Annotated in this window: 20 protein-coding genes; 8 read left to right on the forward strand and 12 right to left on the reverse strand. The window is 39.7% G+C overall.

Annotated elements, in window-relative coordinates; all coding sequences use genetic code 11:
* Positions 1–67: 67 nt before the first annotated feature.
* Genes tdh through NZ900_02970 form a run of 5 tightly spaced genes read left to right on the forward strand, consistent with a single transcriptional unit; the run spans position 68 to position 4044 of the window.
* The gene (tdh, locus tag NZ900_02950) at positions 68–1108 is read left to right on the forward strand and encodes an L-threonine 3-dehydrogenase (protein ID MCS7233053.1); all 1041 of its coding nucleotides are present in this window, start codon (positions 68–70) and stop codon (positions 1106–1108) included.
* Positions 1105–2154 carry a nicotinate-nucleotide--dimethylbenzimidazole phosphoribosyltransferase gene (gene cobT / locus NZ900_02955; protein ID MCS7233054.1) on the forward strand — a complete coding sequence of 350 codons (1050 nt, stop codon included), beginning with the start codon at positions 1105–1107 and terminating at the stop codon, positions 2152–2154. Before tdh ends, cobT begins: the two co-directional genes overlap by 4 nt.
* Positions 2151–2657, forward strand: coding sequence for a bifunctional adenosylcobinamide kinase/adenosylcobinamide-phosphate guanylyltransferase (cobU, locus tag NZ900_02960; GenBank protein MCS7233055.1), 507 nt, complete (start codon positions 2151–2153; stop codon positions 2655–2657). Before cobT ends, cobU begins: the two co-directional genes overlap by 4 nt.
* Positions 2654–3301 (forward strand): hypothetical protein, encoded by a 648-nt coding sequence (locus tag NZ900_02965; protein ID MCS7233056.1) that lies wholly within the window; start codon positions 2654–2656, stop codon positions 3299–3301. Before cobU ends, NZ900_02965 begins: the two co-directional genes overlap by 4 nt.
* 2 nt (positions 3302–3303) lie before the next feature.
* Positions 3304–4044 (forward strand): adenosylcobinamide-GDP ribazoletransferase, encoded by a 741-nt coding sequence (locus tag NZ900_02970; protein ID MCS7233057.1) that lies wholly within the window; start codon positions 3304–3306, stop codon positions 4042–4044.
* A 4-nt stretch (positions 4045–4048) separates the two neighbouring features.
* Here NZ900_02970 and NZ900_02975 read toward each other — a convergent pair whose 3' ends face one another.
* The 6 genes from NZ900_02975 to dctP form a co-directional block, all read right to left on the reverse strand.
* Entirely contained in the window at positions 4049–4804 is a 756-nt protein-coding gene (locus tag NZ900_02975) for an SDR family oxidoreductase (protein ID MCS7233058.1), read from the reverse strand.
* 26 nt (positions 4805–4830) lie between these two features.
* A complete protein-coding gene (locus tag NZ900_02980; GenBank protein ID MCS7233059.1) occupies positions 4831–5220 on the reverse strand; it encodes a nuclear transport factor 2 family protein in 390 nt (129 codons plus the stop codon).
* A gap of 1 nt (position 5221) precedes the next feature.
* Positions 5222–5710, reverse strand: a complete 489-nt coding sequence (locus tag NZ900_02985; protein ID MCS7233060.1) for a DNA-binding protein — start codon at positions 5708–5710, stop codon at positions 5222–5224.
* 12 nt (positions 5711–5722) lie between these two features.
* Positions 5723–7042: a TRAP transporter large permease subunit gene (locus NZ900_02990; protein ID MCS7233061.1), complete on the reverse strand. Its 1320-nt coding sequence runs from the start codon at positions 7040–7042 to the stop codon at positions 5723–5725.
* Between the two features lie 3 nt (positions 7043–7045).
* Positions 7046–7549, reverse strand: coding sequence for a TRAP transporter small permease subunit (locus NZ900_02995; protein ID MCS7233062.1), 504 nt, complete (start codon positions 7547–7549; stop codon positions 7046–7048).
* 69 nt (positions 7550–7618) lie between these two features.
* Complete coding sequence (gene dctP, locus NZ900_03000; GenBank protein ID MCS7233063.1) at positions 7619–8665, reverse strand: TRAP transporter substrate-binding protein DctP; 1047 nt, start codon at positions 8663–8665, stop codon at positions 7619–7621.
* Positions 8666–8888: 223 nt separating this feature from the next.
* On the opposite strand from dctP, the gene NZ900_03005 reads away from it, so the two are divergent.
* The 3 genes from NZ900_03005 to NZ900_03015 are packed head-to-tail and all read left to right on the forward strand — an operon-like array spanning position 8889 to position 11950.
* Positions 8889–9830, forward strand: coding sequence for a thiamine pyrophosphate-dependent dehydrogenase E1 component subunit alpha (locus NZ900_03005; protein ID MCS7233064.1), 942 nt, complete (start codon positions 8889–8891; stop codon positions 9828–9830).
* A 16-nt stretch (positions 9831–9846) separates the two neighbouring features.
* Positions 9847–10821 carry an alpha-ketoacid dehydrogenase subunit beta gene (locus NZ900_03010; protein MCS7233065.1) on the forward strand — a complete coding sequence of 325 codons (975 nt, stop codon included), beginning with the start codon at positions 9847–9849 and terminating at the stop codon, positions 10819–10821.
* Positions 10822–10837: 16 nt separating this feature from the next.
* Complete coding sequence (locus NZ900_03015) at positions 10838–11950, forward strand: 2-oxo acid dehydrogenase subunit E2 (protein ID MCS7233066.1); 1113 nt, start codon at positions 10838–10840, stop codon at positions 11948–11950.
* Between the two features lie 37 nt (positions 11951–11987).
* On the opposite strand, the gene NZ900_03020 is transcribed toward NZ900_03015, so the two are convergent.
* The 6 genes from NZ900_03020 to amrA are packed head-to-tail and all read right to left on the reverse strand — an operon-like array spanning position 11988 to position 18420.
* Complete coding sequence (locus NZ900_03020) at positions 11988–12833, reverse strand: branched-chain amino acid ABC transporter permease (GenBank protein MCS7233067.1); 846 nt, start codon at positions 12831–12833, stop codon at positions 11988–11990.
* Positions 12834–12837: 4 nt separating this feature from the next.
* Entirely contained in the window at positions 12838–13698 is an 861-nt protein-coding gene (locus NZ900_03025) for a branched-chain amino acid ABC transporter permease (GenBank protein ID MCS7233068.1), read from the reverse strand.
* A 3-nt stretch (positions 13699–13701) separates the two neighbouring features.
* A complete protein-coding gene (locus tag NZ900_03030; GenBank protein MCS7233069.1) occupies positions 13702–14577 on the reverse strand; it encodes a DMT family transporter in 876 nt (291 codons plus the stop codon).
* Entirely contained in the window at positions 14564–16090 is a 1527-nt protein-coding gene (hutH, locus tag NZ900_03035) for a histidine ammonia-lyase (protein ID MCS7233070.1), read from the reverse strand. Before hutH ends, NZ900_03030 begins: the two co-directional genes overlap by 14 nt.
* Positions 16091–16107: 17 nt before the next feature.
* Positions 16108–17097 carry an AmmeMemoRadiSam system radical SAM enzyme gene (amrS, locus tag NZ900_03040; GenBank protein ID MCS7233071.1) on the reverse strand — a complete coding sequence of 330 codons (990 nt, stop codon included), beginning with the start codon at positions 17095–17097 and terminating at the stop codon, positions 16108–16110.
* Positions 17098–18420 (reverse strand): AmmeMemoRadiSam system protein A, encoded by a 1323-nt coding sequence (amrA, locus tag NZ900_03045; GenBank protein MCS7233072.1) that lies wholly within the window; start codon positions 18418–18420, stop codon positions 17098–17100.
* Positions 18421–18432 lie beyond the last annotated feature (12 nt).

Here is an 18432-nt window from a genome sequence, read left to right on the forward strand (position 1 = left end):
TTTATTATATCTCAAATAATAAAAAAGACAAAGGTGCTATAATATCTTCTAGAGAAAGGAGGAGAAAATCTTGGAAAAAATGAAAGCTATAATAAAGGAAAATGTGGGGATAGGAGCCTCTCTGAAAGAAACGCAAATCCCGAAGATAAAAGAAGATGAAGCGCTAATAAAGGTCATTTACGCGGCAGTTTGCGGAACAGATCATCATATATTTACCTGGAATACATGGGCTCAAAAGAATGTAAAGCTTCCACAAATCCTAGGGCATGAGTTCGTGGGAGAAGTGGTAGAAGTTGGAAAAGGCGTAAAGCAGCTTAAGGTAGGAGATATAGTATCTGCAGAAACTCATATATTCTGTGGGAGCTGCAAACAGTGTCTTACTGGTAACCACGGTATATGTAAATCCATGACTCTCTTTGGAATTCATACCCCTGGGGCTTTCGCTGAATATACTGTCGCTCCAGAAAAGATCCTATGGAAAAACTCTAGGGAAATCCCTCTAAGGCACTGCGCGATTCAAGAACCTCTTGGAGTTGCACTTGAAGGCACATTAGCGGAGGACATATCAGGTAAAAGCGTTTTGATCACAGGATGTGGACCGATAGGACTATTGGCCATCTCAATAGCTAAAGCCTCGGGAGCAAGCAAAATATATGCATCTGATTTTAAAGATTTTAGACTATCCTTAGCAAAAAGGGTGGGAGCAGATGTAGTTATAAACTTGAAAGAAGAAAAGCTGGTAGAGGCCATGCTAGACTATACAAATGGAGATGGAGTAGACGTTTTAGTTGAGTGTTCAGGCTCACCCCAAGCCTTGAAAGAGGGATTAGAAGCTCTAACTAAAGGTGGAAGAGTAAGTTTAATAGGGCTATTTGACAGAGACATAAACCTAGAGGCTAATTCATTGCTAGTATTTAAAGCAGCAAGAGTTTATGGGATAAGCGGAAGAAAGATATTCAATACCTGGTGGAAGGTTAAAGAGCTTCTTGAAAACAGAAAACTTAATATAGACCCGATAATTACCCATGAACTACCTCTTGAAGACTTCGAAAAAGCAATGAGACTAGTTGAAACAGGAGAGTGTGGAAAGGTGTTAATAAGACCATGAAAGAAATAAACTTACCAGAGGAAACTTTAAAAAGTAGAATTATTGAAAGATTAAATAACCTAACTAAACCCATAGGAAGTTTGGGATTCTTGGAGGAGATAGCCCTTAAGGTTGGATTAATTCAAGGCAAGATAATTCCGGAACTACCGAAAGATAAAAGGGTTTTTGTCTTTACTGCAGACCATGGAGTATCCAAAAAAGGGGTTTCAGCTTATCCTAAAGAAGTTACATACCAAATGGTCCTAAACTTCCTTAGGGGCGGTGCTGCGATAAACGTTTTTGCAAGGCATGTAGGAGCAGAGGTATATGTCGTAGACGCTGGAGTAGATGGAGATTTTAACATAGAAAGTAAACACTTAATTAAAGCTAAAGTGGGATATGGTACTATGGACTTCACAGAGGGACCAGCTATGACACAAGAACAAGCCCAAAGATGCATAGAAATTGGAAGAAAGATCGCAAAGGAAGCAATAGAAGACGGAGCGGATCTGCTTGTTGTTGGAGACATGGGGATAGGAAATACTACCACAGCAAGTGCAATAGCTGTCAGCTTTGGTTTCGATATCGAGGAGATATTAGACATAGGTACACCGATAGACAGAGACGGATTAATTAGAAAAAAGGAAGCAATAACTAAGGGAATAGAGATTAACAAGCCCGATCCGAAAGATCCTATAGATGTGCTTAAGAAGGTAGGCGGCTTTTGTATAGGCCAGATGACCGGGTTTATACTGGAAGCCACAGATAGAAAGGTTCCGATAGTTATTGATGGGTTTCCCACAACTGTAGGTCTCTTATTAGCCTGGAAGATAAACCAAAATGTAACAAAGTATGCATTTGCAGGGCATAAATCGGGAGTCAAAGGACATGGATTACTTCTTAGCATATTGGGACTAAGACCGATATTAGATCTTGGCATGAGGCTTGGAGAAGGTACTGGAGCGGTATTATCTATAGCTATAATTGAGGCCGCTATAAAGATGATCAGAGAGATGGCCACTTTCGATGATGCTGGTGTATCCAAGGGAACAGACAGATTACAATGATAGTTTTAATAACAGGAGGAATAAGGTCAGGCAAGAGCTCCTTCGCAATCAAATATGCTCTCAGTAAGAACTATAAGAAATTGGCCTTTTTAGCTACAGGCGTTCCATTCGATGAAGAAATGAAACATAGAATAGAAAAACATAAAATGGAACGCTCAAACTTATTTGAAACCTTTGAAGAACCTATATATGTTCCAGAGCTTCTTAAACAAATTAGTCCAAAGTACGAGCTTATAATAGTTGACTGTATGACCACATATCTTGCTAACCTCTATCACTATCAATTAGACGTAGAAAGCTTCCTTAATTCTTTCTTTGAAACGATCAAACAAACAGTTTCAAACTTAATCATAGTAACAAACGAAGTCGGGCTCTCTATCATTCCAGAAAACAAGCTCGCAAGAAACTATATGGAAAAGTTGGCTGATATAAACAAAAGGATCGCTCACATAGCTAACGAAGTTTACTTTATGATATCAGGTATAGAAGTAAAAATAAAATGAAGCTACCAAAAAAGCAAGTTATAGGAACGACATCCTGGTTAGTACCAGGAACATACTATGAAAATGCCCTCATAGCTTCCCCTTTCGTAGACTTTATAGAACTACTTGTCTACACATGGGATGAAGATACCAAGGCCCTACTAATTTCAGAAATAGAAAAATTAAACTCTTTAACCGAAAAAAACAATCTCTTATATACGGTTCATCTACCAACTGATAACATCATAAATGTAGAAATGGCGTATGACTTCTTTTTGAAGAGCAACTTAAAAATTATAAATTATGTGCTTCATCCTATGGAAGGAATAGAAAAGTTTTTACTGAAAAACGGTAAAAATGTCTCTTTAGAAAACCTTAAAGAAGAGATCGTTTATCATGAGAACCTTACCTTCGATATAGGCCACCACATGTTAGGAAAAAAATTTCCTAAAAGCTATATTAAAAATATAAGAGAAGTCCATCTTATGGGAGTTATTGGAGAAGAAGATCATCTTAAACTAAACGAAGCAACCTTAAATGAGTTAATAAACTTCTTAGGAGAAAGGCTCACTAGCATACCTATTATCTGCTTTGAAGTTTTCAACATTGATGATGCGGTAGAATCGATACTCCTATTTTCTAGATACACCAATAAAGAGGGATAGATATGAAGGTAACTGTAAAAGCTTACTTAATGAAGCTAATAGAAGAAATTATCTTTGCCTTCTCCTTCTTATCTCGATTACCTATCAAAACTGACCACTTTGAAAACTCCTTAAATATTCTAAAAAATATCTCATCCTATTTCACTCTGATAGGATATATCCCAGGTCTTATATATTCACTCACAGCGGTCTTTCAAAGTGAGATAGCTATCAGAATAGCAGGACTAGCCTTAGGCTTTTATCTTTTCGACCTCTTCCATTTTGATGGATTATTGGATATGCTCGATGGTTTCTTAAACCAATCGACACGGGAAAAAAGATTGGAAATAATGTCACGTGGAAACGTTGGTCCCTTTGCCGTCTTTTACGGCACTTTATATGTGATTGCCCTTTATACTACATTTTCTACTCTCAATCCTATAGATTACATGTATGCTTCTGTACTTGGCAGATATGCTATGACAATCCTAATTCACATTTCAAAACCAGCTAAAAAAGAGGGCCTTGCAGCCTCGCTTTTCCCACAAAGAAGATCAAGTTTGTTTTTAGCCTTGCTTTTTTCAACTCCTCTTATCCTATCTCCACAAAGATTTACACTGTCCCTCTCCATATCTATTCTGCTAGCCTTCATCATTAAAAGAATATCAGAAATCAAAATCAACGGAATAACAGGAGATGTCCTTGGAGGAACTTGCCTTATAAGCCAGCTAACTATCCTCCTCTCGCTCTCCATACTTTACTGATAGATTAATCCATCATTATACCGCCATCTACATCCATAATCTCACCTGTGATGAAGCTGGCGTAATCTGAAGCCAAGAACAATACGGCATGGGCTATATCTTCAGGTCTCCCAAAACGCCTTAAAGGAATGGTCTCCATAAAGGGCTTTCTTCTATCCTCAGAAAACCCGTTTAGCATCTTAGTCTCTGTAGGACCAGGACATATGGCATTTACATTAACTCCATATGGTCCCCCTTCTCTAGCTAACGCTTTTGTGAAAGCTATAACTCCTCCCTTAGAAGCAGCATAAATGGAGTTTCCAAATATTCCTCCTCCGCGTTTTCCAGCCACAGAAGCAATATTTATTATCTTTCCATACTTTCTTTCTATCATGTGAGGGAAAACAGCGCGACAAGTGTTAAAAACGCCTATTAAATTAACCGCTATAACCCTTTCCCATTCAGAAGGAAGGCACTCAACGAAAGGCTTAGTATAAACTATACCAGCATTATTAACGAGAACATCTATTTTACCATGCTTATTTAGGACTTCATCAATAGCCCTTTTAACCTCATCAAAGTTAGACACATCGACCTTATAAAATTCCCCTTTCCCTCCATGCTCGCTTATCTCATTTACGACAAGCTTTCCCTCTTCTTCAAGAATTTCAAATATAATAACAGTTGCTCCACTAGCAGAAAAAAATAGGGCTATAGATCGTCCTATACCTCTTCCTCCTCCTGTAACTAAAACAACTTTACCAGAGAAATCAAACTTCATAAAATACCCTCCTTAAAGAAAGCTCTTTAAGAGATTTTTTCTCCAGGGCTTTTATGCACATGAACAATTTTCCACCCCTCTGGGAAACGTATAGCAACTCGCGTTTCGTTAATGGTCCTATGCTTTAGCTCTCCTTCCTCCACCACAGTAAGCAAGAGAGTATAGCTAAATATGGCTGTATTACCGTAAACCTGAAGCCTCTTATCTAAGAGATCTATTCGATAAGGTTTACCCCTTGTAGCCCAGGACCTCTCAATCATAAAACGATGAAAAGGCAAACCATCTAAACGATGCGGGGTCACAAACCACTCATAGATCGCAAGATCGCTACTTGTGGTGGCTTCATAAGTGGTCCAATCACCATCGTATATGCTTTTAAGATGTCTCTCAAGAAAAGTCCAAAGCTCCTCTTCCATATCAAACGCCTCCTTTCGGCGAGAAGCTAAATAAAGTAAAGCCAGTTTCTTCATCTAAACCCCTAATTACGTTAACATCGCTTAGCTCCCTTATAACCACCTCAACGGTGACCAAAACTGGGTTTCCTTGCAAGACGTGACCGCCATAAACCCTTCCGTTTCTATCAGCCACAACTGCATGAAGATGAAGAGCTTTTCCCCCACTAGACGCCACTCCAACTATACCGTTTCCACACAAAAGCTCTATGGGGCCATCAATTTCAACTGGATCACAATACTTTACGCCCATCTTATTTTGATCATCTCTTATGGGGTAAACAAATGTAAATTTTCTAAGGCTACCAAGCACTAAATCTATACTACCGCTTGATATACCATGGTCCTCGCATATCCTCAATATACCTTCTATAAGGTCCGTTCCTGGAAAAACCCTACCAACTACGACTCTATTAGATAGAGAGCTTACCGATACGACCCTTACTTCACCCAAAATAACCACCCCTTATTTAAGGGTCACAGTGGGTAACCACATAACTATATCAGGAAAGATTATGCACAGTGTGAGCCCCAATGCTTGAAGCGCAACAAAGGGGACAACTCCTCGATATATATCGGTAGTTTTAACCTCAGGTGGAGCAACTCCCTTAAGGAAGAATATAGCGTAAGCAAAGGGAGGTGTCAAAAAGGACATCTGAAGATTAATAGCTATTAACTCAACGAAATAGAGTGGATCAAATCCGAGATTAACCGCTATAGGAAGAAAAACAGGTATAACTATATAAAGTATTCCTATCCAATCTATAAACATTCCAAGTATAAACACTACAAACATCATCAAAGCTAAAATCCCCCATTTCCCGAGACCTGTAGCTAAAAGAAACGATTCAACTAAAGCTCCGCCTCTCATAAATAGAAAAATCGCTGTAAACATTCCTGCTCCAATTATTACGAAGAAAACCATGGAAGTTATCTTTAAAGTCTCGTAAACTGCTATTTTAAGAACTTTAAGGTTTAATCTTTTGTAAGCCAAAGCTACTATAATTGCACCAAGAGCTCCAACAGCTGAAGCCTCTGTTGGAGTAGCCATGCCTAAGAGAATAGAACCTAACACCCCGACTAGCAAACCAAAAACAGGTATCATATAAATTAAAGTTTGGACTATAAGAGTCTTTTTATCTGCAGCTCTTTCAGCAGCACTTATCGCTGGTGCTACTTCTGGTTTAAGCCAAGATAGGACCAATATATAAACCACATAAAGTCCAGAAAGAAGTAACCCAGGAAATATAGCACCAGCAAAAAGCTTTGCTACAGAAAGGTTACACATCGGACCCATCATAACCAACATTACACTTGGAGGAATAAGTATACCTAACGTCCCACCAGCACAAACTACCCCTGAAGCAAGCCCCTTATCGTAATTTCTCTTAAGCATCGCAGGAAAGGCTATCAAGGCCATCATAGTTACAGAAGCAGCTATTATACCAGTACAAGCAGCAAAAAGCGTACTTATAATTACGGTAGTTATGGCAAGTCCACCTCTAATGGGGCCAAAAAGCTGAAACATAGTACTAAATAACTTTTCCGCCGCCTCACTCTTCTCTAAAATTATTCCCATAAAAACAAAAAGAGGAACCGCTATCAAAACCTCATTTTGCATAACCTCATAAGTTTTCTGAATGAAAAGATCAAATATTCTCGGCCCTCTATATAAGTATCCAAAGAGAACCGCTAAAAACATAAAAGAGAAAGCAAGCCTTATGCCAGCTAGAACCAAGCTTATAACAAGTATCATAGCTATTAAAGCTACCACCTCAGGAGCCATAACTTAAACCTCCTTTTGTTTGAGCTTCTTAACGTTCTTAATAAGCTCTAAAATGCCCTGGAGGAAAACTAAACCGAACCCAAGAGGTATCATTGTTTTAACAGGTCCAGAAGGAAAGCCCCATGTGGTCGTCGAAAGTCTCTCCCCTGTGCTCCATGCATAAGTTGCATATTCTATTCCTTTCCAGGTAAGAATTAACATAACCGGTATAAGCATAATCGAGAAAAATATTATCTCCCATATTAACCTAAACCTTTCAGGCAAAGCGTTAAGTATAATATCAATTCTAACGTGTCTCCCCTCTTGAAGAACCCAACCACCACCTAAAAGAAAAAGGGCGCTAAAAAGCATCCAAGCGGTATCATAAACCCAATCGGTAGGCTTATTTAAAACATACCTTATAAAAACCTCATAAAGAACAACCATATTTAATGGAATTACTAACCATGCTCCTCCTTTACCACAAATCCTTACTAGCTTTTCTATAGAACTAGATAGTACCCCCATTTTTACCCCCTCCATCACCCCTTAGTTTTAAGGGGAGGCATCACAGCAGCTGCCTCCCCCTAAGACTAACTATATATCAAACTTACTAAACTCGTAGAACGGCCTTATCTTCTGGAGGAACTTCTTCTGAGATTCCCAAACCTTCCTAAAGAACTCGTCTTCCTTCGCTTTATCCTCAAGTATCTTAAAAGCTATTTCTCTAGCCTTCTTCTGATCCTCAGGAGAAAGCTTTGTCATCTGAACACCGGCTTGCTTTATCTTCTCAAAAGCCTCCATAGATTCAACCCAAGCTTGGGCATAACCCTCTATAGTAGCTGCTACAGCTGCATTCTTTATTATCTCCTTAAGATCCGGGGAAAGAGCCTCCCAAACCTTTGGATTAATGATGAGCTGGAAGATATTCGAGCTCATATGTATAGGTGGATTAAAGAGGTACTTCGCAACCTCATGCAATCCTAATGCATAGTCCATCGAAGGATAGGCAAATTCAGTAGCATCTATAAGACCTCTCCTTAAAGCGGGAATCACCTCTCCTGCAGGTAATAGCACCACAGAGGCTCCAAGAGCTTTAAAGAGCTCCATGCTTAAACCAGCAGCTCTTATCTTCAATCCCTTGATATCTTCAAGGCTCTTTATGGGCTTCGTGGACCAGATCTCTTCAGGAGGAGTTAAACCCAATGGAAACGCTACAATCGCTCCCTTATACATCTCATTCTGCAACTTTATACCCTCACCGCTATACATCCACACAAAAAGATCATGAAAATCGAATACGCCTCCAGGAAGAGTATAGAAAAGATCACCTGCGGGGAACTCTCCCTTCTGCCAAGCTGGCGTATTCATCCCCACATCCACTACTCCTTTCCTTACCGCATCTAGAACCTCAGTCGCCGGAACGATCTCGCCAGGTTCGTGAAGCCTTACCTTCAATCTACCACCGCTCATTGCATCTACCTTTTCAGCCCATGAAACTATTCCATACTTACCTAATGGAGACTTAAGAGGAAAACAGCTGGCACCTACTAACGTTTTAGTTTGAGCTAAAGCAAAACTAGAAAGAAGGAGCACAAGAACCAAACAAAATACAAACCTCACAACCGCCGCCCTTCTCCACATTTTGACACACCCCCTTCAAAAATCAAAATACATTAAAGAAAAATCATTGATATAGATTACATTTAACATTATAAGTTAAAGCATCTAATATTGTCAATATTTATTTCAAAGTATACAAAGCCAGTTGCTACATTAATATTTTTAAGATAAAATTCTACTAGAAAGCTTTTTGAAGGGGGTGAAAAGCTTGAAAAAGGAGGATTTGCTTTTGCTTTATGAGACAATGGTAAAGATAAGGCTCTTTGATACAAAAGCAGAAGAACTATTTCTACAAGGCAAAATTCCCGGCTTCATTCACTCCTATGTAGGAGAAGAAGCAGTAGCAGCAGGGGTCTCAGCTAACTTACGTCCTGATGATTACATAACAAGCACTCATCGAGGCCATGGACACATGATAGCAAAAGGAGCGGATTTAAAGCTAATGATGGCTGAATTATACGGCAAAAAAACCGGCTACTGTAAGGGTAAAGGTGGATCTATGCATATAATGGATTTCTCGCTTGGAGTCCTAGGTGCAAATGGAGTTGTAGGAGGAGGAGTACCTATAGCGGTCGGAGCTGGAATGGCAATTAAGCTTATTAAGAAGACGGACCAAGTTGTCGTTTGCTATTTCGGCGACGGTGCTTCAAACAGAGGAAGCTTTCATGAAGGATTAAACTGGGCATCAATCTATAGATTACCTGTGGTATTCGTTTGCGAAAACAATATGTATGCCTCAACAGCTTACATGCCAGAAACTACTTCAGTTTTAGATATCTCAGCAAGAGCAGTGGGATACAGTATACCTGGTGTTACAGTTGATGGAAACGATGTCCTTGCAGTATACGAAGCAGCAAAGGAAGCCATTGAGAGAGCAAGAAGAGGTGAGGGACCTACCTTAATAGAGGCAAAAACTTACAGATTAAAGGGGCACTTCGTTGGAGATCCCGAGCTATATAGAACAAGGGAAGAGGTTAAAAAGTTCTGGGAAAAGGAACCTATAGGAAGATTTGAAAGCAAACTCTTTAGCGAGGGGGTTCTAACCGAAGAAAAGAAGAGGGAGATATGGACTAAAGTGGAAAGGGAAATTGAAGAAGCTATAAAGTTCGCAGAGGAAAGTGAACTTCCTCCACCTGAAGATGCACTAACGGATCTATTCGTAGATGATAGAGGCTATGATTACTAGGAAAGGGGGGAAAAGGATGAGAGAGATAACGTTCGCTGAGGCTATTTGTGAGGCAATCCGAGAGGAAATGGAGAGAGACCCCACCATATTCACATATGGTGAAGACATAGCTAAGCAAGGAGGCATATTTGGAACCTATAAATGTATACTAGGAAAGTTTAAAGATAGAATAATAGATACACCAATATCTGAAGAAGTGATATACGGATCAGCAGTTGGAGCCGCATTGGCTGGAGCAAGACCTGTTGTTGAGTTTCACTTTGCAGATTTCATATTCACTGGAATGTGCTCTGTAGTTAACCAGATAATGAAGATAAGATATATGTCAGGCGGGCAAGGAAAGCTTCCAATAATACTAAGAGGACCAGACGGCGTAGCAAGGGCAGCAGCAGCACATCATTCCCAGTCTATAGAAACCATCTTTATGCATATCCCTGGAATAAAAGTCGTTATTCCTTCTACACCCTATGACGCAAAGGGTTTAATGAAAACCGCCTTAAGAAGCGATGATCCTGTAATCTTCTTTGAACATAAGAGGCTTTACAAGACAAAAGGGTTAGTTCCTGAAGAAGAGTATTTTATACCGTTTGGCAAAGCTGATATAAAAAGAGAAGGAAAAGATGTAACAGTAATAGCTACTTCAAGAATGGTATTAGAAGCTTTAGAAGCAGCAAAAGAGCTTGAAAAGGAAGGGATAGACATCGAGGTAATAGACCTAAGAACCTTGGTTCCCTGGGATAAAGAAACAGTAATTAACTCTGTTAAAAAGACTCACAAGGTTATTATAGCCCATGAAACATGGAGAAGAGCAGGTTGGGGAGCAGAGATAGCAGCCACGATATATGAGGAAGCTTTTGAGTATTTAGATGCTCCTATAAAGAGAATAGGAGCAAAGAATGTCCCGCATCCGTTTTCTCCCCCCCTCGAGGATGCGGTTATTCCCCACAAAGATGATATAATAAGGGCGGCAAAAGAGATTTCAAATCTTTAATAAGGAGGCAAAAAGAATGTATGAGCTCTTAATGCCTAAGTTCGGACTAACAATGGAAGAAGGAAAAGTAGAACGATGGTTAAAAAAAGAAGGTGAAAATATTAAAAGGGGAGAAGCTATTGTTGAGATATCATCAGAAAAAATAACTAATGTAGTAGAAAGCCCTATTGATGGTATACTGGCTAAAATCCTTGTAAAAGAAGGAGAAACTGCTAAGGTTGGAACTCCTATCGCCATAATAGCTCTATCAAGGGAAGAGTATGAAAGCTTAAGTTCACAAACTGAATCAGGAAAGGTAGCAACCGAGGAGGAAATAAACGCTTCACCCTTAGCTAAGAGAATAGCAAGAGAGAAGGGAATAGACCTAAAGCTAGTAAAAGGAAGCGGTGAGGGGGGAAGAATCACAAAAGAGGACGTGCTTAAGTTTATAGAGTCTATGGAGAAAAAGACGGAAGCCCCAACCTATAAAGAAATCCCTCTAACCTCTATAAGGAAAACCATAGCTGAAAGGCTTTCTAAATCTTTCCACACAGCAGTTCCCGTAACCGAAACCATGGAAATAGATGTAACTGAACTACTCAGAGAGTTTAAAAAACGAAAAGAATCCTCAAATGTTAAAATAAGCTTAACCGCAGTATTCGTGAAGCTACTGAGCAATTTAATTCCTGAGTTTCCTCAATTTAATGCGCACTTCGATGGAGAAAAGCTTAAAGTCTTTGAAAACATTAATATAGGAGTAGCCTTTGATACGCCCGAGGGACTTTTAGTTCCAGTTATAAAAAACGTTAATAAAAAGACCCTCGAAGATATAGCAAAAGAGCTTTCTGAAATAGCAGAAAAAATAGAAAGTAAGAAATATACCTTGGATGACATAACAGGATCCACCTTTACGATATCTAACCTTGGAATGCTAGAAATAGATATATTCACACCCATTATAAACCCACCAGAGGTAGCGATACTTGGAATAGGGAAAATAAGAAAGGTCCCGGAAATTAATGAAGATGGTATAAGGTTTAGAGAAAAAATATGGTTTTCTTTAACCTTTGACCATAGAGTAATAGATGGAGCACCTGCAGCAAGATTCTTAAAGAGACTCGCGGAGCTCTGCAAAGAACCAAAGCTATAGCATAAGGGCCCCGGAAGGTGTTTCCGGGGCCCTTATGCTATTTCCTTAATCTAATAAGACTGGCTAAGCCTCCTGGGCAAAACCTTAACATTAAAAGCAAGAGAAAACCATAAAAGAGCAACCTATATTGCGCAAGCGGTCTCAATATTTCTGGAAGAGCTCCCAGAAAGAAAGCACCTATAATGCTTCCCTTTATCGTGCCTACACCACCAAAAACGAGCATGGAGAGAAAGGTAACAGAAAGAGGAAAGCTAAAGTCATCAGAGCTTATGAATCCCATAAAATGAGCATAAAGAGCCCCTGAAGCACCAGCATAAGCGCTACCCAAAACGAATGCCATGAGCTTAAACCTCACAGGATTTATCCCAATCACATTAGCAGCAAGTTCATCTTCCCTTATAGTCTCTGAGGCAAGCCCAGCCCAAGATCTATAAAACTTAAAGGATAAAATAATACCAACTAAAAGCACTATCAGTACTATTAGTGAGTAATACCCTCCCCTAAACACAAACTCTCCAATTCGAGGCTTAGGAATACCTCCAATGCCTAAAGCAGCTCCAAAAAATGGAACATAAAGAAAAATAGCCTGAACTATAAAGTTTATGCCTATGGTAGTTATCGCAAGGAAGTCATCCCTAACTCTCAAACTTGGAAGTCCCAAAAGAAAACCTATAACAGCAGAGATTAAAACCGCAAGGGGAAAAGAAAACCAAAAGGGAAACCCAGCTTTAGTAGAAAGAAGAGCGGAAGCATAAGCCCCTATACCCATAAAGGCAGCATGCCCCAGAGAGATCTGCCCAGCATATCCTAAGATTATATTTAAGCCTAAAACAGCTATAGAGTTTATCATAAGAGTGGTTAAGACAGTGTAAAGATAACCCACCTAGCTATCCCCTCCTCCCAAGCAAGCCTTGAGGCTTAAGCAAAATAACCACTATCATTGCTATAAATGCTAAAGCATCCCTTGGAAGAGGAATTTCAGCATAACCAATAAGAAGAGTTTCTGCCATACCTAAAAGAAGAGAAGCAATCACAGCTCCTGGAACGCTACTCAAACCCCCAACGACTATCAGAGCCAGGGATTTATAAGCTGGCATATCACCCATACTTGGATAGACCTGATTGTAATTAATCCCTACAAGTATCCCAGCTATAGCAGCGAAAGCAGATCCCAAGGCAAAGGTTAAGGCGACAACCTTTTTAGAATCTACTCCGCTTGCCTCAGCCATCTCCATATCTTGACTTGTAGCTCGCATCATTAAACCAAAACTAGTCTTGGAAGTTAAAAACCACTGAAAAAGAAGTATAACTGCCGTAACCGAAAATATAAGCACCTGAATCGGAGCTATAGATACTCCAGCCACGTTAATCGAGGGAAGGCGTATAACCACAGGGAAAGAAAGAGGGTATGGACCAGCTATTAACCTACATATCTCTCCTATGGATAGAAACATCGCTATTCCAGCTATTAACGGTACGAATGGAGGAAACCTAAGAAGAGGATAGTAAACGAATCTTTGAATGGCTACCCCTATAACAGCGCAAAGAGCCATTGAAAAAATAGATGAAATCAAGAAACTCTCGGTTAGATTAAAAAGGTAAAGCCCAATATAGGCACCTATAGTGTAAATACCAGCATGAGCAACATGAAGTATCCTTAATATACCATAAACCATAGCTAACCCCATAGTTATTAAAGCATATATACTACCTATAGAAATACCATTAGCTATTTGCTGCCAGAGCAAAGCCTACCCCCCTCTCTTTATAAGAAGAAGTATCGAAAAAACTATTAAACCACCGCTAAGGAAATGAGACAGGCTAAGCTTCTCAGAAAAAAATAAAAAAGCAAGAAAAGTTGTCATGGGGATTTCAGAAAGCGCGCCAATGCTTGCCTTACCAGCTTCAAGATATTTAAAAGAAAAGAGGAAAAACATATAAGGTAAAAAGGTACAAAAGAAGCTTAAAATGAGAAGATAACCGAATTCAGCCTCTGTGGGAATTCTCACCTTACCCTCAGCTATAAGTAAGACAACAAAGAGAAATATTGCTCCAAAAAGAAACCCCCAAAAAAGGGTCTTTAAGCTTTCGATCTTCCCTGAAAACTTTCTTCCTATTAAAGCATAAGAGGCATTACCGATCGCAGAGATCAAGGCCCAAAAGTAACCTTCAGGAGAAAACACGATATCCCCTCCCAAGATGATTACCAAACCTATCATGGACAGAAAAAGAGATAAGAGCTTTACCCTAGTTATCCTTTCCCCTAAAAAGATCCTCCCTAAAACCACTACCAATGAGGGAAACGTATAGAGGATTAAAAGCGCAGTAGCTATCTTAATATATTTTATAGAAGCAATAAAACCCAAGTAATTGAACCCTACTCCTATACTGCCAAGAAGCGCAAGATAGAAGAAATCACCTTTCTTTATACCACGAAGAAAGCCTTTTTTCGAAAGATAAAGATAAGCCCCAACTATAAGACAGGCTAACAAGGCTCTCCAAAAAACCACCTCATAAGGTGACATTCCTGCCTTGAAAAGGATCCTTCCTAATATAGCTATATTAGCCCAGAAAAACGCAGCTAGGAAAACAAAAACATACCCTTTCAAACTATCAGAATAAACCATTTACAGCGCCCTCCACTTCCTCCAAAAAAAGATCCCCCTTCAAGATCTTTTCAACCTTTGATATATCTATATATAGGGGAGAATCTTCCACAAGAAACGGTACTTCTTCCCTTATCATAGAATAGGCCTTAATTGTGCCTTTTCCAGGCTTTAAAGGGCTTCTAAAATCTATACCCTGACAAGCTACAAGCATTTCAATAGCCAAGACTTTATATACATTGTCAATAATATTAAGAAGCTTTAAACCCGAATTCATACCCATACTTACATGATCCTCTTGATTGGCAGAAGTAGGAATAGAATCCACAGCCGCCGGATGAGCCAAGACTTTATTCTCAGACACCAGGGCTGCAGCTACATATTGAGGAATCATGAATCCAGAGTTCAATCCCTTAGAGAAAATCAGAAAGTCCGGCAGGTTACTTAAATGCCCATCAACTAATCTTGCTACCCTTCGCTCTGAAATGTTAGCTACCTCAGATAAAGCTATAGAAAGCAGATCCATACCTATAGCTAATGGCTCTCCATGAAAGTTACCTCCAGAAAGTATCTCCTTATCCTCGGGAAAAACAAGGGGGTTATCAGTAACAGAGTTAAACTCTCTCTCTAAAATTCCTCTTAAAAAAGATAGCGCATCCCTTGCAGCCCCATGAACTTGAGGAGCACATCTTATAGAATAAGCATCCTGAGTCCTCTCCCTAGGTGAAAGATAAATTATTTCACTTCCCTCAATAAGCTTTAAAACGTTAGAGGCACAGGCCTCTTGCCCTGGATGAGGACGAAGTCGATGAATCCTCAAGTCAAAAGCGTCTGGAATACCCTTTAAAGCTTCTATGCTCAATGAAAGAGAAACATCAGCAAGCTTAAGGATCTTTGAAGCCTCATAAAGAGCAAAACCACCCACCGAAGCCATCATTGAAGTCCCATTTATTAAGGCTAAGCCTTCCTTCGCATCAAAAACTATCGGAGGCAAGAGCTCCTCCTTAAAGGCTAAAGATGCAGGAAGTAGTTTCCCTTTATAGAAGACATTCCCTTCTCCCATCATCGCTAAAGCTATATGAGCAAGAGGGGCTAAATCTCCACTAGCGCCAACTGAACCTTTCATAGGAACATATGGACAGATATCTCTATTTATCATCTCCGCCAAAAATTCAAGAATTTCGTATCTAACACCAGAATACCCTTTGGCTAAAGCATTAAGCCTTAAAAGCATAGCTCCTTTAACTATGGAAGGGGGAAATGGATCTCCAACTCCACAGGCATGACTTCTTACAAGATTCCTCTGTAATTCCTTGATTTTATCAGTAGGTATGGCTACCTTAGCGAGATCTCCAAAACCCGTAGTTATTCCATAAATGATCTTCTTAGAAGATATTGCCTCCTCAACTACCCTTCTTGACTTGTCCACCTTTTCCTTAACACCCGAAGCTATTCTTACTTTCCAACCATATTTAGCAACTTTAACAAAATCCTCAATCCGAAGGTTTTCTCCATCTATCACAACTTCTTTCATCTTAGTATCCCTCCAAATCAAAGGATGAATCTATTCTCAGCTCCACAAAAGACACACCTTTTCCCCTCAAGATTTATCTCAATAATGCTATAGCCGCTTCTTTTCAAAACAGGCTTACCACAACTTAAGCAATAAGTAGTTTCATATTTTTCCTCCCAGATATTGCCTAAGTAAACATAAGGCATCTTACTTCTTGCTATCTCATAGGCCCTATAAAGTCTTGAAAGTGGCGTCGGAGGATTAGACATTTTATATTGTGGGAAATACCTTGAAAAGTGAAGAGGAATTAGAGGATCTATCTCATAAACTAGATTCACCACCAGCTTAATATCCTCATCAGAGTCGTTTTCACCTGTAACAAGGAGATTGGTAACCTCAACGAGACATGAGGAATTCGCCAGCTTTATCGTCCTTAAGACCGGATCAAGCCTTCCTCCGCATAAACGCTTATAAAAATCATCATTTGAAGCTTTAAGATCTATATTCATAGCATCTATGAAAGGAAGAAGTTCCCTTAAGGGAGCCTCTTCTATAAAGCCATTGGTAACAAGAACATTTTTAAGCCCTCTCTCTTTAGCAAGCTTAGCTGTATCATAGACGAATTCATACCAGATCGTTGGCTCGTTATAAGTATAAGCTATACCAATACTCTTATAAGCTATAGCCGCTTCAACTATTCTATCAGGAGGTACATACTCAGTTCTCACCTCTCCTCGAACAAGATGCCAGTTTTGGCAAAACTTACAGGAGAAATTACAGTAAAGCGTTCCTATAGACAGAATCTTGGTACCAGGATAAAAATGATAAAGGGGCTTTTTCTCAATAGGGTCCATATTTATAGCCGCACACTCACCGTATATCCTTGTAAAAAGCTTTCCTCCTTTATTTTCCCTAGCTCTACATAATCCTAAAGCTCCATCAGGAATTACACAGTTATGAGGACACAAAAGGCATTTTACCCTCTTTTCCTGGAGAGCTTCATAAAAAAGCGCTTCCTTAGGTATCACTTACTTATACCTCCTGACCGTAAATTTATAAATCCTTTTTGACTCTCCAGGAAGAATACCTGCCTTTCTGGAGGCAATTTCTATCTGCTCTTCAACTGTATCTACCCCTTCAAGATCGGGAAGAAGAAGACCTTTTCTACCATCAGAAGCTTCAACTATAACTCCGTAAAGCTTAGGATCAAGCTCGGCTAAGTCATCAACAGGCTCCGGTTCTGTTAAGATATCCACAGAGTACTCTAAAAGGGGTAATTCATCTTCTCTAACGGGATCAAAGCGAGGATCCTCGCTACAAGCAGCTATAGCATTCCTTATTACCTCCTCAGCGACATTTCTACAAGTAGGAAGATAAGTACCTATACAACCCCTTAACTTCCCCTTCTTTTTTATGGAAACGAATACTCCAGCCCTCTCCTTCATCTCGGGAGTCAATTCTGAGGGGGGAGGCGGAGATATAACCTTACCCTGTTTAACATAAGACTCAACCGCCTTTCGAGCTAATCTCACCAGAGGATGCTCTTCCCAAACCAGCCTCCTTTGAGGATATATAGCTGCTACACAATAGCCAACACCAAAAGGACCCTCGTAAGATAAAATCTCCGTTTTTACTTCCCATTTATCAAAGGCACCAAACAAAATAACGATCGGTCTGTAACCACACTCACCAGCCTCTTCCAGGAAATAAGGATCCATATTTAGAATATCCTCTTTTCTAAAACCCTTTATTATCTCCACTATCCTCCTATCAAACTCCCTACCCTGAGGAGAGTATCCAGCAGGAGCATCATGAGTTAATCTATGGGATAGATCACCGCTGGCTATAATGCATGTAGGAACCGGATCCCTAGAAAGAAACTCCTCCAAAAAAGCGCCGATTTCGTAAAGAGTATGTGAAGGAAGAAAAGCAAAACTTAAAACAACTATAGGAATACTCGCCTTAACTCCTAAAAGATAGTAAAGAGGAACTAAAGTACCATGATCTAATCGAGAGTTTCTTATAAAATCGACAGGGAGGCGTTTATCTTGAGCTTCTCTAACAAAACGCTCCACAAAATCTCTATCTGAGGGATAAGAGAAATCCCTCGGTCCCCCAAACTGCCCCAAGCTACCTTTAAAACCATCAGCCCAAAGAACTCCAAGAGCGTCACCAAGAACTATATTATGAGGAGTTATAATTATAAGCCTTTTAACATCTATCTCCTTAAGTTTTTTAGCAAGCTTTCTTAAACTATCAACGGTACTCTTAACCTTTTCAAGCTCAAGCCCACCTATCTCAGGGATTATTATAGGCGGATGGGGGGTTAACGCACCTAATACCAATCCCATAACTAGGTCACC

The organism is Synergistota bacterium (genome assembly GCA_025060595.1).
GTDB lineage: Bacteria > Synergistota > GBS-1 > GBS-1 > GBS-1 > 42-11.

Bases quoted from the DNA above. Each gene is read 5' to 3' on its own strand.
- cobT (MCS7233054.1), top strand. From the start codon at position 1,105: ATGAAAGAAATAAACTTACCAGAGGAAACTTTAAAAAGTAGAATTATT.
- cobU (MCS7233055.1), top strand. From the start codon at position 2,151: ATGATAGTTTTAATAACAGGAGGAATAAGGTCAGGCAAGAGCTCCTTC.
- NZ900_02965 (MCS7233056.1), top strand. From the start codon at position 2,654: ATGAAGCTACCAAAAAAGCAAGTTATAGGAACGACATCCTGGTTAGTA.
- NZ900_02970 (MCS7233057.1), top strand. From the start codon at position 3,304: ATGAAGGTAACTGTAAAAGCTTACTTAATGAAGCTAATAGAAGAAATT.
- NZ900_02975 (MCS7233058.1), bottom strand. From the start codon at position 4,804: ATGAAGTTTGATTTCTCTGGTAAAGTTGTTTTAGTTACAGGAGGAGGA.
- NZ900_02980 (MCS7233059.1), bottom strand. From the start codon at position 5,220: ATGGAAGAGGAGCTTTGGACTTTTCTTGAGAGACATCTTAAAAGCATA.
- NZ900_02990 (MCS7233061.1), bottom strand. From the start codon at position 7,042: ATGGCTCCTGAGGTGGTAGCTTTAATAGCTATGATACTTGTTATAAGC.
- NZ900_02995 (MCS7233062.1), bottom strand. From the start codon at position 7,549: ATGGGGGTACTATCTAGTTCTATAGAAAAGCTAGTAAGGATTTGTGGT.
- dctP (MCS7233063.1), bottom strand. From the start codon at position 8,665: ATGTGGAGAAGGGCGGCGGTTGTGAGGTTTGTATTTTGTTTGGTTCTT.
- NZ900_03005 (MCS7233064.1), top strand. From the start codon at position 8,889: ATGGTAAAGATAAGGCTCTTTGATACAAAAGCAGAAGAACTATTTCTA.
- NZ900_03010 (MCS7233065.1), top strand. From the start codon at position 9,847: ATGAGAGAGATAACGTTCGCTGAGGCTATTTGTGAGGCAATCCGAGAG.
- NZ900_03015 (MCS7233066.1), top strand. From the start codon at position 10,838: ATGTATGAGCTCTTAATGCCTAAGTTCGGACTAACAATGGAAGAAGGA.
- NZ900_03030 (MCS7233069.1), bottom strand. From the start codon at position 14,577: ATGGTTTATTCTGATAGTTTGAAAGGGTATGTTTTTGTTTTCCTAGCT.
- hutH (MCS7233070.1), bottom strand. From the start codon at position 16,090: ATGAAAGAAGTTGTGATAGATGGAGAAAACCTTCGGATTGAGGATTTT.
- amrA (MCS7233072.1), bottom strand. From the start codon at position 18,420: ATGGGATTGGTATTAGGTGCGTTAACCCCCCATCCGCCTATAATAATC.